The following is a 16019-nucleotide window of genomic DNA, read 5'->3' on the forward strand; positions in this document are numbered from 1 at the left end:
CGGGCCTGAAGGCCCCGTTTTTCCGGAAGATGTTCCGTAGCCTAAAGGCTCTGGCTCTCTCCGGTTGGGGATTGAAGTCCCGAAATCCGTTTAAAATTGCCCTCCCACCCTGGCCGCACAGAACGCCGAAAGGGTGCGACAGCTAAAGGGAATGATTTTCGTTGTGGTAGGTTGGGGCTTTCCCACAGGTTGGAGGAAGATTGAAGACGCGGAAATGGATTGCGTTTGTAGTGATGTTGGGCGGTTGGGCGTATGCGTCGGCGCAGGAGAAGCAACCTGCTGTCGATCCGCAGCGGGTAGAGGTTTCGCTGTACGAAGCGGGTAAAGTGGCATCGTTTCCGGAGCTGCTGCCTGCTGACTTGTCGAGCCTCATGGCTGACAAGTGCGATAAGTCTGCATCGGGGGAAGTTGAGCTTACCTTCATTGTGGACGCTGACGGGCACCCGCGGAACGTGATGTTTATCCATGCGATTGGCAATGATCTGGATAGGTTGGCCGTCGTGCTGGCGCGCGCCAATCGTTTCAAGCCGGCGATGCTGAATGGCTCTGTTGTGGCAGTGGACCTGACGGACACGATCAAGCTCACGGGGTGCACGGCGACGGAGAAGAATGCACTAGGACAGGAGGTACATTCCCTGCGCTTTCACTCACAGCCGGAACAGCATTTGAAGGCATTGAAAGGTGTGCCGGAGAAAGCGGTATTTGCGCTGGGTTCTATAGCCCAGGTGCGGCACGATCCGGCTGGACCGGGTTTGAAAGATCCGAAGCTAAAAATGCCTGTTGCAATCTTCACCGTGGACCCGTCTTACACCCAACAGGCGAAGGACAAAAATATCGACAGCACTATCATGCTGGAGATCACGGTGAGCGCGGAAGGATTACCTGGGGATATAAAGATCGCGCGGCCGGTAGGCTACGGAATGGATGAACAATCCATTGAAGCAGTGTTGCGTTATCGCTTTAAGCCGGCGACGTATGACGGTATGCCAGTGCCGGCGATCATGAAGATCGCGATATTTTTTCATTCACGATAGGACGAGATCTGGATGAAGTCATACCGGCTAAGCTCGGGCCGAGCATAGCCGATATGCAGCGAGACAGGAGCTATTCGACTTCCGGTTTGGCGCGGTAGCCGTCGCGGTAGACGGTGTCGTACTTGAGCGGCTTGTGCTTTTCGTCCTGGAACTGGAGGGCGTGGCCTTCATCGTCCACCAACTCGACGCGTAGCTTGCGGTAGGTGCCATCCGTTTTGGTGTTGAGAGGGTGGTACACGAGCTCATACTTGGAGCGGATGTTGTGGTTGATGTCTTCGAAGATATCCGGCATTTCGCCCACAAAGCGGGGGAAGTAGGAATTACCGCCGGTGTATTTGGCGAAGGTCTTCATCTCGTTATCGGCCTGGAGGTAGTCGATGTCGCGCATACCGCCGCGCAGGCCGCCGCTGCCTTCTGTCATGGCGCGCATGGCTCCGCCGGTGGAGACGGTGAAGATGGAGATGTCAGGAGTGTTCTTCACCTTCTGAAGAATCTTGTCGTAGGTGATTTTGGAGAAGGTGTCGCGACCTGAGGCGATGAGGACGATGTACTTGCGGCCTTCAATGCGGGAGAGGCGGTCTTCGGCTTCATAGACGGCGTCAAAGAGATTGCGCTCAGAGAAGCCGGGGATGCGGAGCATGTTGATGGCTTCAAGGAGCTGACGCTTGTCCTGGGTGAAGTCGGTGATGATCTGCGTGCGCATATCGAAGGTCATCATGGCGACGTAGTCCTGCGGGTGGAGCTGCTGGGCGAAGGCCCAGGCGGCGTTGCGCATGTCGTAGATGAAGTTGTAGTTGGTGGAGGCGAATTCGCAGACGAGCAGGACCGTGATGGGGGCTTCGACGCGCTTGAAGCCGATGACCTTCTGCTCGACGCCGTCCTCATAGACCTTAAAGTTGGCGGGCTTGAGGTTAGGGACAAACTGATGGGTCTTTTCAAGGACGACGCCTACGTCGACGGTGACTTCAGGCACGGTGATGCGGAGGGCGGGAATGTTGGTGAGGCCCTCGGGGGGCCTCACCTTGGGCTCGGCGGGCGCGGGCGGCGCCGGGGCCGTGTCGGCGGGCTGGTCCTTCTTTTTGGGCAGGGCGATGTTTCCATTGTCGCCTGCGGGGCCGCCGGAGTCGGGTGCGGTCTGGTCTGGCTGCTGAGGTTGCGGGGCCGGCGCGGGTGCGGGAGTGTTCTGCGCGATAGCGAAGGGCGCGGCGAGGGCGAGAAGGACAAAGAGTGGAAGAATTCGATTTGTGATTCCGATATGCATTGCAGCCTCAGTGCCAACAGGATACGCGGTGGGACGCTGATCCGGTTGGGGGATCTTTCCTCGGGGGCTAACGCCCGTCAGTTTCGCAGAGGTTCAAGTACGGGCTAAAGCCTGTACCTTTCAATTCGGTTCGCCGCTTTTCGCACGAGATAACAAATGTAACCGTCTAACTGAATATCCAGACGGAGCGGATTTACAGTTATAGACGTGGGAATTCAAGTAATGGCGATAGGTGTACGGCGGAGATTGGTGGCGGCGGTGCTTGTGGCGGGGTTGGCTGCGGGTGTGGGGTTGTGTGTCGCAGCACAGGATGGGCCGCCGGTGAGCAAGGGGTTTGTTCCGCTGAGCGAGGTGAAGCGCGGCATGATGGCGACGGCCTGGACGGTGTTTACCGGGACGAAGCCGGAGCCGATGCAGGTGGAGATCCTGGGTGTGCTGCACGGCGGGCGTGGGCCGGGACACGACATGATTCTGGCGCAACTGCATGGCGCGAAGCCGGAGTACACGGGCGTGGTGGCGGGAATGAGCGGCAGCCCGGTGTATGTGGGCGACCGGCTGCTGGGGTCGCTGAGTTACCGGATTGGGCAGTTCAGTAAAGACCCGATTGCGGGGATTACGCCGATTGAGCAGATGCTGGAGGTGAGGGATCTGCCTGCTTCTTCGCTATCCCACCCTAGCGACAAAAACAACGACGTCGCGAGGGTGAGGCACCCTAGTTCTGTGACCGACTTAGATCCCAGGTCCCCAAATGCGAGAGACCTGGGGCACCCGGATGATGCAGGAACCAGCATGATGCAGGCGATGGAGACGCCGCTAGTGATGAGCGGGTTTCATCCCGAGGCGGTGCGGCTGTGGCAGGAGCGGATGAAGGGCACCGGGCTGGATATGGTGGCTGCGGGTGGGATGGGATCGAGCGGCACCACAGAGATTGCTCCTGAGGGGACAAGAGTATTGCCGGGTGAGGCGGTGAGCGCGCAACTGGTGCGGGGCGATGTGGAGATTGCCGCGACATGCACGGTGACGTATGTGGATGAAAAGAACCTGCTGGCATGCGGGCATCCGCTGCAGCAGCTGGGGCCGGTGAGCCTGCCGATGACGGAGACGGAGGTGGTGGCGACGCTGGCTTCTCCGCTGAATGCCTTCAAGATTGTGAACACGGGGCGGGAGATTGGGGCGTTTACGGAAGATCGGGACGCGGCGATCAAGGGCGTCTTTGGCGCGAAGGCGAAGATGATTCCGGTGGAAGTGGCGATTCATTCCGGTACGGGAAAAATGCGGATGGTGCGGTTTGAGGTGCTGGATCAGTCCTCGCTGACGGCGCAGGCGGTGCTGGTTGCGCTGTATAACGCGCTGCTGGACTCAAACGACAACGCGGCTGAGACGAGCTATCACGTGACGGGACGGATTGAGATGGATGGGGCGGAGACGGTTCCGGGTGCTGCACCGTTTTCAGCTCCTGTGGACTCATGGGCGAGCGGCGGCGATATGCAGCCGGCGCCGCTGATGGCTGCGCTGGGCGCGGCGGAGGAGTTTAACCGGTTCTACGCGAACAGCGGACGGCAGGGCGCGATGCATGCGTTGAAGCTGGATGTGGAAGTGATTCCGCGACGGGTGAGCGTGGATCTGGAATCGGCGCGGGTGATTTCGAGCAATATTGCGCATGCGGGCGACACGATTGAGGTGGAAGCGACGGTGCGGCCGTGGCAGCAGCCGGCGCGGAATGTGCGGATTGCGGTGAAGCTGCCGGCGCGGCTGCAGCCGGGATCGCTGCGGGTGCTGATCAGCGATGCGGGAACGCTGGACCGCACGATGGATCCACCACGGCTTTCAGCCAAGCCGAGCAGCATGGAAGCAGCGCTGGCGCAGGCGCGGAGCCAGCATGCGGCGGACCGGATTTATGTGAGCCTGCTGGCTCCGGAGACGCAGGCGGGCGTGGCGGGACAGACATTGACGAGCCTGCCGCTGAGCATGGCGAATGCACTGGAGACGCTGCGGGCAGGCCAGGAGGCAAGCCTGAGCGGCGAGACGGCGATTGTGGCGGCGGATGCGGCGGTGGGTGGAACGCTGAACGGTTTTCAGGTGTTGACGGTGAGCATTGAGCCGGGCGGCGGGGTACACTAGGAGGGAATTCGGTTGAAGTAAATCGGATTGTCACTCCGAGACAGTCCTTCACTGGTACCGGCATTTTTCCGGATCATCCCCCTTTCTTGCGAGGACAGGCACGACCATGGCCCAGATACACGGATTGGCAGCCCATGCGGCGGGCGCAGAGCTTACGCGCTTTCACTATGAACCCGGCGAGTTGGGACCTGAAGAAGTTGAAATCGCCATTACCCATTGCGGCATCTGCCACAGCGACCTGCACCTGATTGCGAACGACTGGGGCATCAGCCAGTATCCGTTTATTCCCGGACACGAGATTGTGGGCACGGTGGCGGAGGCGGGCTCGCTAGTGAAGGGCCTGGAAGTGGGCCAGCGCGTGGGGCTGGGGTGGCAATCGAACTCCTGCGGCGTGTGCGACTGGTGTATCCAAGGCAGAGAAAATCTGTGCTCGCAGTCTGAAGGTACATGCGTGAAGCGAAACGGCGGCTATGCGGACCGCGTGCGAGCGCATGCGCGGTTTGTGGCGCCGATTCCGGAAGCTCTGGAGAGCCAGCATGCGGCTCCGCTGCTGTGTGGAGGAATTACGGTCTATAACCCGCTGCGCGAGTATGACGTGAATCCGTCGTCGCGAGTGGGAATTATCGGGATTGGTGGGCTTGGACATATAGCGATCCAGTTTGCGCGGGTTTTTGGCGCTGAGGTGACGGCGTTTTCGACTTCCGCGGCGAAGGAAAAAGAGGCGCGTGCGCTGGGAGCGCATCATTTTGCGAATATTCGCGAAACGCGGTCATTGAAAGACCTGGCGGGCAATTTCGATTTGATTTTGAATACGGCGAGTGCGGATATGGATTGGAGCGCGTTGTTGCAGGCGCTGCGGCCCACCGGGACTCTGTGCTTCCTGGGAGTGACGCCGGGGCCGGTTTCGCTGGGGCCGGTGTTTCCGCTGATTGCCGGGCAGAAGGCGGTGGCTGGAAGTCCGATCGGCAGCCCGTCGCGGATTCGCGAGATGCTGGATGTGGCGGCACGGCACGGTGTGAAGGCGCAGACTGAGGCCTTCCCGATGGCGAAGGCGAATGAGGCAATTGAGAAGGTGAAGAAGAATAAGGTTCGGTATCGGGCTGTGCTGGCTAACTGAGAGATCAGTGGTCAGAGATCAGAGATCAGAGATCAGGAAAATCTAAATAGAAGGGCCGCTTTCATGCGGCCCTTTGTATTTAGAATGCGCGATGATATATCTGGCACGCTGCCGCAAGGAGAGTTCATGTCTCGACAGATCGTCTTTACAACCGATGCGGCGAAACCACCCGCTACATATAGCCAGGCGGTCAGGGCAGGCGGCCTGATCTTTGTTTCCGGGACTGCTCCGCATGATCCTGCGACTGGGAAGATTGTTGGAGAGACGATTCAGGAGCAGACGCGGCAATGTCTGAAGAATATCTCCGCTATTCTCGAAGCGGCGGGAAGCTCGCTGGACAAGGTTGCAAGCGTGACGATCGTGCTGGCGGATGAGGATGAGTTTGCGGGCATGAATGAAGAGTATTTGAAGTGGTTTGCTTCTAATCCTCCGGCACGACAGGGGGCGAAGCTGCCGGCGAAGATTCCTGGATTGAAGGTTTCAATTGCGGCGATTGCTGAGGCTTGAGTGGGTGAGAGATGAGTCAAAGTTCACATATCCGGATTGATAAGTGGCTTTGGGCGGCGCGTTTTTTTAAGACGCGGGCGCTGGCGGTGAAGGCTTGCGATCTGGGGCGGATTCGCATCAACCACCTGGAGGTGAAGCCGGCGCGCGAGGTGCGCGTGGGCGACATGGTGTGGGTACGGAATGAGGGCGGCGAGTTTGAGATTGAGGTGCTGGCGGTGAGCGAGGTGCGCGGGCCGGCGAGCGTGGCGCAAGGGCTGTTTCGCGAGACGGATGCGAGCAAGGAGCGGCGCGCGCAGGAGGCCGAGGCTCGCAGAGCGATGCAGGCGATGATGCCGATGCCGGAACACAGACCGAGCAAGAAGGATAGACGGCTGATACACAAGTTCCGGCAAGGGATGGAGTAAAGAAGATTGCGGTTGTCGCGTGCGGCTCTATAGAACCACATATCTGTGCTCTAGAATCGGCTTTAGCATGACACCTCCATCACAGCGTCGAGCTTTTGGTCTGGTTGCCGGACTCGGAGTGGGCGCAGGAATCTTCTATTACAGATCTCTGGTAAATGCTCACCTGGCCCGCGGTGTCACGCCTGATCTGCTGATGGTTCACGCGGATGTACGGCGGGTGATGAGTCTTGCAGCTGCGCGCGAAGCTCGTGAACTTGCGGAGTATTTATCTGGACTGTTGGCGCGATTGGCAGACGGCGGGGCCGCTCTTGCCACGATTCCTGCATTTGCGCCGCAGGTATGCGCTGAAGAGTTAGCCGCCATGTCTCCTTTGCCGCTGATCAACATTCTGGATGTGATCGTGGATGAGATGGAACGGCGCAGACTTCAGCGCGTTGCTATCTTTGGAGCACGGGTAACGATGGAGACCGGGCTGTTCGGCAGGCTGAATAATCGCGCCGAGGTTGTTTCTCCGCAGGCAGGAGAGATCGACCTGATCCATGAGATTTATGTGCGCATTGTGGCGAAGGAGCAGGCATCGCAAGAAGAGTATGAAACATTGCGTGGATTGGCGCATACGCTGATCGAGCGTGAACAGCTGGACGCGATTCTTCTTGCCGGAACCGATCTTTCGTTTGTCTTCAACCCAGACAATACGGATTTTCCGCATGTGGATGGGGCTCGCGTACACATTGATGCCATTATGGGGGCGATTGCGCCTGATTGAGTTATTGAGATCATTTTCCCGGGATCGAACTCACCGAAAGTTGATGGCGATGTCCCACTGATGCTCGTTGCCACTGGTTCGATGCGTGGCTCCTATCACGCCGGTGTTGACCACGTTGATATGGGGGGCAGCACCCGCCGCGGGAGGCAAAGTGGCGGTAAAAGTGGAAGTCCCTCCGGCTCCGACGTTGTAAATCATCGTCACCGAGCCTCCGGCGTTGAGATCGGCTTCACCGCTATGTCCCTGCACCGTGTTCAAGGGGCTGTTGTGCGGTACGTTCGAAGCGACCGGATAGAGATTGGAGGGCGGCGCGGTGACCCATGCTGCCGCGTTTGTCCCGTAGGCTCTCCGTGCTATCAGCGTCTGCGACATGTTGGAAAAGGTAAAGCGCACTCTCGTCGGCATAGTCCCTCCAGAAAGAGGCTTACAGGTGTTCGAAGATTCAGGCGCGGTATTTCGCCGCGCGTCCACCACAACCTGTGTCTGCGGCAGACATCATAGCAAAAAATCGGTTTTTCTATTTTGAAACTCTGCAATGGACGGTTGGCGGATAACTATTCCCTGCCCCATATCGTCTAGTAGACTCAACGGCAGCATGAGGCGTGAATTTCTCTTGAATTACAGCTACTTACAACGTTGGGTTTTTGCCGGTGTGACGGCAGCAGCAGTGTGTGCTCCGGTGATGGCACAGGGGACGCATCTGTGGACGCAAACGCGGGCTGAGGATTTTGAAAAAGGCACTCCGCTGGGCGTCTCGATTGAGAGCAACGGCAGGCTGCGGGAGGCTCCGGGAATTAAGGAGCTGGCGACCACGCCTTCAACGTTTGTGTGGAGCGTGGCGGCGGATAAAAACGGCACGGCGTTTGTGGGAACGGGCTCGCCGGGAACAGTGTTGCGGATTGGGAGCGACGGAAAGCCGTTCACCGTTTTCGAGACGAAGGACCTGGCGGTGCAAGTGGTGCGTGTGGGGCCGGATGGGGCGCTGTATGTGGCTACAATTCCGAGCGGCAAGGTGTACAAGCTGAATCCTGCGGCGACGGCAAAGCAGGATGAGTCGAATGCGACGGTGGTGTTTGATCTGGCTCAAGCTGGAATGCCCGCCGATGCGAAGGACGCGGACAAAAACGACGATAAGGCTGAGGCAAAGTCGCGGTATGTCTGGGATCTGAGCTTTGACAATGCTGGGCGGCTGTATGTTGCGACGGGTGGGCCGGGCGCGGTGTGGCGCGTAGATGTGTCGAAGTCGAACACTAAGCCGGAATTATTTTTCAAGAGCGATGAAGCGCACATTCGTGCACTGGCGTGGGATGCGAAGGGAAATCTGATTGCTGGGTCGGATGGCTCGGGGCTGGTCTACCGGATTGACGCGAGCGGAAAAGGGTATGTGCTGTTTGAGGCGCCGCGGCGGGAGATTACCGCGGTTTCAGTAGGCGCGAACGGCACGATTTTTGTGGCGGATGTGGGAGACAAGACGCGGAATCCGCTGCCTCCGCTGCCGGTGCAGGGCACAGGCACGGTGACGATTACAGTGGTGCAGCCGGGCAGTGTGCAGGCTGCGAATGCGAGCTCGTCCTTGCCGGAGGGATCGGAGATTTATGCGATTGATCCGAAACAGGATGCGGGCGGACAGGCTCCGCGGCGGGTGTGGGCGGGCAAGGATGAGGTGGTGTACGCGATTGCGGCGGCCCAGGATGGGCTGCTGGCGCTGAGCGGAAATCGCGGAAGGGTGTTCCGGATTCGCGAGGATGGAAGCTTTGCGGATATTGCGCATCTGGAAGCGCAGCAGGGGTTGGCGCTGGCGAGCGCGAAAGATGGCGTGCTGATTGGCACCGGCAATACGGGCAAAGTGGTTGCGCTGACAGCGAACGCAGACAAGCATGAGTACCAGAGCGATGTGCTGGATGCGGGCGCGCTGGCGCGGTTTGGACGCGTGGAGATTGAGCCGGGATCGAGTGGCTATACGGTCTGGACGCGCAGCGGGAATGTGGAGCAGCCGGTACGTGGGTGGAGCGAGTGGGCTGCGGTGAAGAATGGCGCGGTGGCTTCACCCGCCGGGCGATACATGCAGTGGAAGGCTCAGCTGAGTGCGGGCGGCGTGCTGGGCGGAGTGGGCGTGAATTATCTGCCGGTGAATTCGGCTCCGGTGATGGATGAGCTGGTGGTTGTTCCGGGAGCGCGGTGGACGCCGCAGCCGCAAGGATCAGGCCAGCAGCAGACGGTGAATATTACGTTTCCTTCCGCGAGCAGCGGCTCGGGTGGATTCGACAGCGGATCGAGCTCGACGCTGAATGCGGTGAAGGACAAGACGGCGGCGACGGCGCGGTGGGCGGCGCATGATGACAATGGCGATGATCTGACCTTTGCGCTGTATCTGCGCGGGGATGGTGAGACTGTGTGGCGTCTGCTGAAGGATGGAATTACGGAGAAGGCTTATAGCTTTGACCAGACGCTGCTGCCGGATGGCGGGTATGAGCTGAAGGTGGTGGCGAGCGATGCGCCTTCCCACACGCCGGGCGATGCGCTGACGGGCGAGAAGGTCAGCGATCGGTTTGAGGTGGATACGGCTCCGCCGGTGGTGAACGGGCTGGCGGTGAGTGGGATGAATTTCCGGTTTGATGTCGAGGATGCGGTGAGCGCGATTGAGAAGGCAGAGTATTCGCTGGATGCGGGGCCGTGGCAGTACGTTGAGCCGGTGGGTAACTTGTCGGATGCGAAGAAAGAACATTATGAGATTACGATTCCGGCTTCTGCGGGTTTGAAGGCGGGAGAGCATTTGTTGACCGTGCGAGCCTACGACCGGCATGACAATGTTGGTGTGGCGAAGACGGTGTTTGTAAAGTAGGTTTCTCTGGGGGCTAAAGCCCCGAATTATTTTTCTCGCATTTTTGGCACGGCTAAAGCCGTGCCCTTTCAAAGCAAATTCGAACTGAGACACCCACTTCATGCGGTTTGAGCTTTTTATTGCGGCGCGGTACCTGAAGGCCAAGCGGCGGCAGGCCGTGGTGGGCGTGGTGACGGCGATCTCCGTGGCCGGCGTGGCCGCAGGTGTGGCTGCGCTGATTCTTGCGTTGGCGATTACGAATGGGATGCGGCGCGACCTGCAGGACAGGCTGGTGGATGCGAGCGCGCATGTGCAGCTGATGCATGTGTCGGGAGGGATTCGCGCGTGGCAGCCACTGATGGAGAAGCTGCGCACGGTGCCGGGTGTGAAGGCCGTAGCGGGCGAACTGGATGAACAGGTGATGGTAGCGCATGGGGCGCGAGCGGGATTTGCGCTGGTGGAAGGAATTGTGCCGAAGGATGAGCTGACGGTGAGCCGGCTGCTGGAGAAGGCTGGGCCGGAGGCGATGCGTGCGCTGGAGCCAACTAGTGAAATGGACCCTGTGCCGCCGATTGTGCTGGGGAAGGACCTGGCGGATTCGATTGGCGTGACTGTGGGCGACTCCGTGATGCTGGTGAGCCCTCAGGGGGATTTGACGCCGATGGGGATTGTGCCTAAATCGGTCCCGTTCAAGCTGGTGGGGACGTATCATTCAGGGTTTTATCAGTACGACTCGGGGTGGGGTTACGTACGGCTGACAGATGCGCAACGGCTGTACGACGAGCCGGACCTGCTGAGCGTGATGAGCTTTAAGCTCGATGACCTGAATCGCGCGCCGGAGGTGGGACGGGCGATTGAGCAGGTGGCGGGCAAGGGCTTTCTAACGACGAACTGGATGGAACAGAATAAGGAACTCTTTCGCGCGCTGAAGCTGGAACAGTATGTGACGTTTATTGTGATTGCACTGATTGTGATTGTTGCGGCGCTGAATATTCTGATTGCGCTGACGATGATGGTGATGGAGAAGACGCGCGACATTGCGGTGCTGATGAGCTTTGGCGTGGCTCCGGGGCAGGTGCGAAGAATTTTTCTGCTGCAGGGGCTGCTGATTTCTGCGATTGGCACGGTGATTGGCCTGGTGCTGGGGTATGCAGGCGCTTGGGTTGGCGGACATTATCCGATTCACTTGTCAGCAGAGGTGTATGCGATTGACCGGCTGCCGTTTGCGCCGCGGCTGGTGGATGGCGTAGTTGTGGCTGTAGTGGCGTTGGGTGTTTCACTGCTGGCGACACTGTATCCTTCGCAGGCGGCTGCTCGGATATTGCCGGCGGAGGCGCTGCGGTACGAATAGTTTCTGCTATCCTGGGGCGCGTTGGAACGTCCAGTGGTTAGGGGGGTGCAATGAAGCTGATCGTGCTGGGATCTGTGTTTTGTGCTGCGGCGATGGCTGCGGGGCAATCTGCTAATGAAAAATCTCTTGGCCGCGGTGGGACGATTTTTCAGCTTCCACAGGGTGCAGTACCACCGGACCATAACTCCATTCAACTTCCTAATATTGTTCTCACTCCACGGCTCGATGAGGGAATTATTGTGCACCCGCCTGCGGGGAGCTTTGTGTTGCAATCTCCGGTGCCTCCAGCGGCGCAGGCCCAGAAACTCTATCCCGGCTTGAAACTGCTGCCCACTGATACTGCGAAATTAGAGGCGATTCCGCTGGAGTGGCCGAAGTTCAAGATGGAGCAGATTCCGACGCAGTGGCAGGGGATGAAAGTGATATCGGTGAAGAAGGATTCTGCTGCGAACACGCCTTCAACTGCAAGTGCGTTAAAGAAGAAATAGCGATTTCACTGTGGCGTGATGATGCCGCCGAGGGCGTGACGGCGGGGCAGGACGATGCCGCGATGATCGACTTCTGGCTTGCCTGCGGCTGTAGGGTGCAGCGCGGGATCCGATGCGCGTTCGAGGATTGCGCCACCGCAGGCTGGGCACCAGTCGGCCTGAGTTTCTTCAGCGAGAACAGCGTGGCAGTTGGCGCAGAAGCGTTCCATAGGTTTTAGATTATTCTTTTTTCTCTTGATCTGCTTCCGTTGTGTTTTCCAAATCAACTTCAGATTCATCTTCCGGGTCGTCTCCTGGTTCGGCGGCGAGTTTGGATGGTTCGCTCGGAGAGGGATCGGGTTCGAGTTCAGACGTGTCTATGGTTCCCGGCTCTGATTGCGGCTCTATTGATTCAGGGTCTGGTTCTTCGATTGGTTCGGCGGTTGGCTCGGTTGTTGGTTCTTCGATTGGCACTTCCGTTGGCGTTGTCTCAGGCTCGGTGATTGGATCCGGTGGGATGATTTTGTCGAGTCGATAGCCGGCGTCTTCGAGAACCATGAGATTCCTTTCTACCTTTTGGGAGAGTGATTCAAGCAAGGCCGGATTCGGCGCGGGTTGTGCGGCCAGCGAAAGCAGGTCAGGAAGCTGAAGGAACCAGAGAAGTTCTTCGTAGGGCTCGCGGACGATGTATTCGTGACCTTCGGCCTCGTGGACTCCAGTGAGCCAGTGGAAGTCAGGATCGTGCCAAAGATCGTGCGGGACTGTCGGCGACTCGGCTTCCACGTTTTCGGCCTGGGTCTGGACGAGCAACAGGATCTTGATACGGGCCGCGGTGCGCCAGGCTTCTTCGCTCTCCATACCGAGAGCTTTAAAGGCTTTGGCGAACGGCTCGCGGAGGCGGAGCGCGTCAAAAAGAGCGAGTGCTGTTTGAGCAGGATTTTTTGTTTCCTGCGCTTCAGTGAGCGTTTGAACGATACACCAGCCGAAGACCGGGCCCCAGAGGGCTGTTGAGACAGCGCTGGGGCTGGCGGAGGGCAGGACACGGCGTGCGGCTGCCGGCCAGGAAGCGGGGAATGCGGCTTCAAGCGCTGGAATATGAAGAGCCGCGCGGATGAGCTTGCGGAAGACGGCGGATTCGCCGGTGAATTCTTCTTCCTCACAGGAAGCGGACTGGCTGGGCTTGGGGGCAGCGGAGCGCGTTTGGGCTACGCAGGCCTGGGCGAGCAGGGACTGGAGGCGGGTCCAGGCATCATCGAGAAGAGCGGTCAGTTCCCTGCTCTTGATTGTAGAAGCAGGGCTTGCAGAAACAGGGCTGGATGCTGTGGGCGCAGTGGCGGCGGCGATTTGCGTGGGGGTGATAGTGGCGTTGTCTGCGAGATGGCGGATGAGAACCGGATCGAGAGCGGCGGCGAGAGCAGCGTGCACGGGACGGAGTTCGAAGTTGGCCAACGCATCTTCAAGATGAGGCACGCCTGCGCCTACTAATTGATCACAGAGTTTGTCCCAGGGCTTTTGTGCGGAGGCGTGGAGGGTGCGCCAGTTAAGGAGGACGCGGGACTCGTATGCGTGGAGCGAGAGCGGGAGACCGCGAGTGGCGAAGTCCGTAGCCCGGACGAGATATTCGAGACCGGTGAGAGAGTCCGTCCAGGCGAAGATGACGTTGGGGGCGGTATCGGCGGGTGTGAAGCCGAGGGCGTCCCAGAGGGATTTCTCGCGGATGGTGCCGGCGGACTTGTCAGCGTAAGGGACCGACTGGCGGATGGTGCCGCGGGTGGATCCGTAGACGTTGTTATAGACGACGAGTGCATGTGAGCTGCCGGAGCTGTTCGAGTAGGCGAAAACGTTTTCGTCGACAGCGCCGCTGTGATGAATGAAATCGTAGAGGAAGAAATTGGAAGATTCCGCGAAGAGACGGCGGAGCTTGAGGAGCGGGGCGACTTCGCGCTGATGGCGCGCGATGAGCGAGGGATCAGGGTCTTCGTTGTAACGCGGGCGGCGATACTCCATGCCATACTTTTCGGTAAAGCCTTCAATCTGGCCGTGACCGAACATGGGCAGGCCCGGGAGCGTGGCCATGAGCACTGCGACGCCAAAGCACTTGTCGCCTTTACCGAACTGGTCGATGGCGGTGCGCTCGTCTGGATTAGACATGAAATTAACGTAGCGCTTGAGGATGTCGGGATCGAACTCGATGGTGTTTTTGAGGACGGTGCGGTAATTGGCGTTGTCTTCATCGCGAAGCATGACCATGAAGGCCGAGTTATAGACGCGGTGCATGCCGAGGGTGCGGACAAAGTAACCTTCCATGAGCCAGAAGGCTTCCGCGAGGAGAAGCGTGCCGGGGACTTCGACGGCGACACGATCGACGACTTCGCGCCAGAATTCCAGCGGCATGTGGCGATCAAATTCAGCCTGAGTCATGCCGTATTCGGCGCGTGAGGGAATGGCGCCGCTTGCGCCGGGACCAGGAAACCAGAGGCGATGAAAGTGGCGCTTGGCAAGGGTCATGGCGGCGTCGAAGCGGATGACCGGAAAGAGGCGCGCGACGTGAAGGATTGTCTGGATGACGTGCTCGCGGACGTCGGGGTTCATGTAGTCGAGCTGCGCGGTGTCATTCCAGGGAAAGCTGGTGCCGTCATTGCCGTGATAGACGTAGCGGATGTCGCCGGAGGAGTTGTCTCGACGGCGGAAGACTACGGCGGCGTCTTCCTGGGAAAAGTATTTGTCGTCGATTTTGATTTCGACGCGAGGATCGGCGGAGAGATCGGGACCGTTGAAGCTATAGGCCGGGTAGGGCGAGTCGCCGCGGGACATAAACCACTCGGGATGTTCGACTACCCAGGGGGAGTCGATGCCCATGTGGTTCGGAACCATGTCACTGGCGAGGCGGATGCCGTGATGGTAGGCGCGATCGCGGAGGCGAGTGTAGCCGGGATCGCCGCCGAGATCATCGGCGATGCGGTAATCGAAGAGCGAGTAGGCGGAGGCCACGGCGTCCGTGTTGCCCATGAGGAGCTTGATGGTGCGTGAGGCGCGGCTGCGCTCCCAGACGCCGATGAGCCAGAGAGTGTTGATGCCGCGCTTGGCGAGAGTGGCGAGCTCTTCGTCAGGAATTTCATCGAGACGAGTGATTTCGCGGCCGTGCGCCCTGCTGAGCTGGGCGAGCCAGACGTAGGTGCTTTTGGCAATCATCACCGTTTCCGGCATCCAGGCTGTGTCTGGGGAGAACTTTTCGTATTCCTGCGCAGGATCGCCGTAAGTTGGGACTTCTGCGCGGCTTTCCAAGCCGCCCCAGTCGTGGTGGAGGCCTTGCTGGCGAGCGAGTTCGCGCTGCTCCGCAGCTTGTGCCGCGGTTGCCTGAGCTTGAACAGCGGGTGGGTTGAACTGCATCCAGATGGCGAGTTCTTCTTCGTGGAGTACTTCACCGGCGACTAAGAGGAAGCGATCCAGGGATTCGCCGAGGAGAGGCTTCCAAAGCTGGCGGAGACTCTCAAGCTGGGCTCGAAGCGATGTGGGCGCGGCCTGCGCCGGGGCGACAAGGAGCGAGAGAAGATCAAGCGCTTCAGCGCCTTCCACGGGAATGAGCGGACGCGTGGCGAAGTAATCAGGAAGCTGCTTTGCGACTTCACGGTAGGCGGTGGTTTGCGCTAGAGCTGAGTCGTTGAAGAGCTCATTAAAGGGCTGGAAAGCGGGATTGTGATTGGCGGCCCAGAGAAGCAGGAGCTCTTCCAGAGCGACTTCCCGATGCGGGCGGCCCGAGGTGGCGGCAGCGAGCCACTGCTGCGGGGTGTGCTCGCTGCGGATGACTGTGGAACCCGGGAAGTTTTCGACGAAGGTGAGCAGAAGCTTGTCGACCTCAGAGCCGCCGACTTGCCCGGCAAACCATTCGAGCGCGCTGGTGAGGAATTCGGGATCGAAGCGCTCACGGTAACGGGCGATGAGGGCGTGGCTGGCCTCATCAATGAGGCCCATGGCGTAAAGCTGGCCGGCGTGGATGGTACGCTCGGGGTGTTTTTCCACTTCGCGGATGAGATTCATGCGGTGCGCGAAGTCGCGGCAGGCGGAAAGCGAGGCAAAGATGACGTTGCCGTTGAAGGAGAAGAGGGTTTCGTCGAAGTGGTAGCGCTGGCGCACGGCTCGCGCGATGTGGAATTCCATCATGGGATGGGC

Annotated in this window: 13 protein-coding genes; 9 read left to right on the forward strand and 4 right to left on the reverse strand. The window is 59.3% G+C overall.

Features of this window, described 5'->3' with window-relative positions:
- The first annotated feature begins 200 nt into the window (after nt 1-200).
- Nucleotides 201-1034 (forward strand): energy transducer TonB, encoded by an 834-nt coding sequence (locus tag VO84_RS05270; RefSeq protein ID WP_058186248.1) that lies wholly within the window; start codon nt 201-203, stop codon nt 1032-1034.
- A 70-nt stretch (nt 1035-1104) separates the two neighbouring features.
- Here the strand turns inward: VO84_RS05270 and VO84_RS05275 are convergent, their stop codons facing one another.
- Nucleotides 1105-2295, reverse strand: a complete 1191-nt coding sequence (locus VO84_RS05275) for a VWA domain-containing protein (protein ID WP_058186249.1) — start codon at nt 2293-2295, stop codon at nt 1105-1107.
- Between the two features lie 222 nt (nt 2296-2517).
- Between VO84_RS05275 and VO84_RS05280 the strand changes: the two genes are divergently transcribed.
- From VO84_RS05280 to VO84_RS05300, 5 genes are all read left to right on the forward strand, one after another.
- Nucleotides 2518-4416, forward strand: coding sequence for a SpoIVB peptidase S55 (locus VO84_RS05280; protein ID WP_157439737.1), 1899 nt, complete (start codon nt 2518-2520; stop codon nt 4414-4416).
- A 106-nt stretch (nt 4417-4522) separates the two neighbouring features.
- Nucleotides 4523-5533, forward strand: a complete 1011-nt coding sequence (locus tag VO84_RS05285) for an NAD(P)-dependent alcohol dehydrogenase (RefSeq protein ID WP_058186251.1) — start codon at nt 4523-4525, stop codon at nt 5531-5533.
- Nucleotides 5534-5659: 126 nt separating this feature from the next.
- Complete coding sequence (locus VO84_RS05290) at nt 5660-6040, forward strand: RidA family protein (RefSeq protein WP_058186506.1); 381 nt, start codon at nt 5660-5662, stop codon at nt 6038-6040.
- Nucleotides 6041-6051: 11 nt separating this feature from the next.
- Nucleotides 6052-6444, forward strand: a complete 393-nt coding sequence (locus tag VO84_RS05295) for an RNA-binding S4 domain-containing protein (protein WP_058186252.1) — start codon at nt 6052-6054, stop codon at nt 6442-6444.
- Nucleotides 6445-6511: 67 nt separating this feature from the next.
- Complete coding sequence (locus tag VO84_RS05300; protein WP_082661731.1) at nt 6512-7210, forward strand: aspartate/glutamate racemase family protein; 699 nt, start codon at nt 6512-6514, stop codon at nt 7208-7210.
- A gap of 30 nt (nt 7211-7240) precedes the next feature.
- Here the strand turns inward: VO84_RS05300 and VO84_RS05305 are convergent, their stop codons facing one another.
- Nucleotides 7241-7615 carry a hypothetical protein gene (locus tag VO84_RS05305; protein WP_058186254.1) on the reverse strand — a complete coding sequence of 125 codons (375 nt, stop codon included), beginning with the start codon at nt 7613-7615 and terminating at the stop codon, nt 7241-7243.
- A gap of 190 nt (nt 7616-7805) precedes the next feature.
- Between VO84_RS05305 and VO84_RS05310 the strand changes: the two genes are divergently transcribed.
- The 3 genes from VO84_RS05310 (at nt 7806) to VO84_RS05320 (ending at nt 11870) form a co-directional block, all read left to right on the forward strand.
- Entirely contained in the window at nt 7806-10052 is a 2247-nt protein-coding gene (locus VO84_RS05310; protein WP_231737790.1) for an NHL repeat-containing protein, read from the forward strand.
- Nucleotides 10053-10152: 100 nt separating this feature from the next.
- The gene (locus tag VO84_RS05315; protein ID WP_058186256.1) at nt 10153-11382 is read left to right on the forward strand and encodes an FtsX-like permease family protein; all 1230 of its coding nucleotides are present in this window, start codon (nt 10153-10155) and stop codon (nt 11380-11382) included.
- 50 nt (nt 11383-11432) lie between these two features.
- Nucleotides 11433-11870, forward strand: coding sequence for a hypothetical protein (locus VO84_RS05320; RefSeq protein WP_058186257.1), 438 nt, complete (start codon nt 11433-11435; stop codon nt 11868-11870).
- A gap of 5 nt (nt 11871-11875) precedes the next feature.
- Here VO84_RS05320 and VO84_RS05325 read toward each other — a convergent pair whose 3' ends face one another.
- Nucleotides 11876-12079 (reverse strand): hypothetical protein, encoded by a 204-nt coding sequence (locus VO84_RS05325; protein ID WP_058186258.1) that lies wholly within the window; start codon nt 12077-12079, stop codon nt 11876-11878.
- Nucleotides 12080-12089: 10 nt separating this feature from the next.
- The gene (locus VO84_RS05330; protein WP_157439738.1) at nt 12090-16010 is read right to left on the reverse strand and encodes an alpha-amylase family glycosyl hydrolase; all 3921 of its coding nucleotides are present in this window, start codon (nt 16008-16010) and stop codon (nt 12090-12092) included.
- Between the last annotated feature and the right edge of the window lie 9 nt (nt 16011-16019).

Source organism: Occallatibacter gabretensis (assembly GCF_001449115.1).
Taxonomy (GTDB): Bacteria; Acidobacteriota; Terriglobia; order Terriglobales; family Acidobacteriaceae; genus Telmatobacter; species Telmatobacter gabretensis.

Coding starts and splice junctions, on each gene's coding strand:
- VO84_RS05275 (WP_058186249.1), bottom strand. CDS start 2,295: ATGCATATCGGAATCACAAATCGAATTCTTCCACTCTTTGTCCTTCTC.
- VO84_RS05280 (WP_157439737.1), top strand. CDS start 2,518: ATGGCGATAGGTGTACGGCGGAGATTGGTGGCGGCGGTGCTTGTGGCG.
- VO84_RS05285 (WP_058186251.1), top strand. CDS start 4,523: ATGGCCCAGATACACGGATTGGCAGCCCATGCGGCGGGCGCAGAGCTT.
- VO84_RS05290 (WP_058186506.1), top strand. CDS start 5,660: ATGTCTCGACAGATCGTCTTTACAACCGATGCGGCGAAACCACCCGCT.
- VO84_RS05295 (WP_058186252.1), top strand. CDS start 6,052: ATGAGTCAAAGTTCACATATCCGGATTGATAAGTGGCTTTGGGCGGCG.
- VO84_RS05300 (WP_082661731.1), top strand. CDS start 6,512: ATGACACCTCCATCACAGCGTCGAGCTTTTGGTCTGGTTGCCGGACTC.
- VO84_RS05305 (WP_058186254.1), bottom strand. CDS start 7,615: ATGCCGACGAGAGTGCGCTTTACCTTTTCCAACATGTCGCAGACGCTG.
- VO84_RS05310 (WP_231737790.1), top strand. CDS start 7,806: ATGAGGCGTGAATTTCTCTTGAATTACAGCTACTTACAACGTTGGGTT.
- VO84_RS05315 (WP_058186256.1), top strand. CDS start 10,153: ATGCGGTTTGAGCTTTTTATTGCGGCGCGGTACCTGAAGGCCAAGCGG.
- VO84_RS05320 (WP_058186257.1), top strand. CDS start 11,433: ATGAAGCTGATCGTGCTGGGATCTGTGTTTTGTGCTGCGGCGATGGCT.
- VO84_RS05325 (WP_058186258.1), bottom strand. CDS start 12,079: ATGGAACGCTTCTGCGCCAACTGCCACGCTGTTCTCGCTGAAGAAACT.
- VO84_RS05330 (WP_157439738.1), bottom strand. CDS start 16,010: ATGATGGAATTCCACATCGCGCGAGCCGTGCGCCAGCGCTACCACTTC.